The 578-nt window shown below is 47.1% G+C and carries 2 tRNA genes; both read right to left on the minus strand.

The window, feature by feature from the left end:
- Nucleotides 1-248: 248 nt before the first annotated feature.
- Nucleotides 249-324: transfer RNA gene (locus tag BFI01S_RS22135), tRNA-Ala, on the minus strand.
- Between the two features lie 11 nt (nt 325-335).
- Nucleotides 336-412 (minus strand) — tRNA-Ile (locus tag BFI01S_RS22140).
- Nucleotides 413-578 lie beyond the last annotated feature (166 nt).

Genomic DNA, 578 nt, shown 5'->3' on the forward strand with positions numbered 1-578 from the left:
AATGATAAGCGGCGAATCTCTTCGTCAGCTCCGTCACTGTGCTCCTCACGTACCCTCGTACGCTCCGGTGCTCGTTCGGTCGCTTCCTTGATCTTCTTGCTTCTCATTGCCCTCAGGTTTGTGCTCTTACTTCGTTTTAAAACAAAAATAAGAGAAAAAACTAAGATGGCGATTACTCGGTTATTGCTTCTTCAATAACATTATCTAGTTTTCAAGGAACAAAAAATAACGAATCATATCGTTACGGTTGGTGGAGCCTAGCGGGATCGAACCGCTGACCTCCTGCGTGCAAAGCAGGCGCTCTCCCAGCTGAGCTAAGGCCCCATTATATGAGATGGTGGGCCTAAATGGACTCGAACCATCGACCTCACGCTTATCAGGCGTGCGCTCTAACCAGCTGAGCTATAGGCCCACATAATAGGATTCGAAAAATGATAAGCTGCATATCTCTGCGTCAGCTCTCTCACTGTGCTCCTCACGTACCTCAGTACGCTCCGGTGCTCGTTCGGTCGCTTCCTTGATCTATTTGCTTCTCATTTCTCTCATTTTTCTAGTATGAAAGTTTGAGGATTAATCCC

It is taken from the genome of Cytobacillus firmus NBRC 15306 (assembly GCF_001591465.1).
Taxonomy (GTDB): Bacteria; Bacillota; Bacilli; order Bacillales; family Cytobacillaceae; genus Cytobacillus; species Cytobacillus firmus.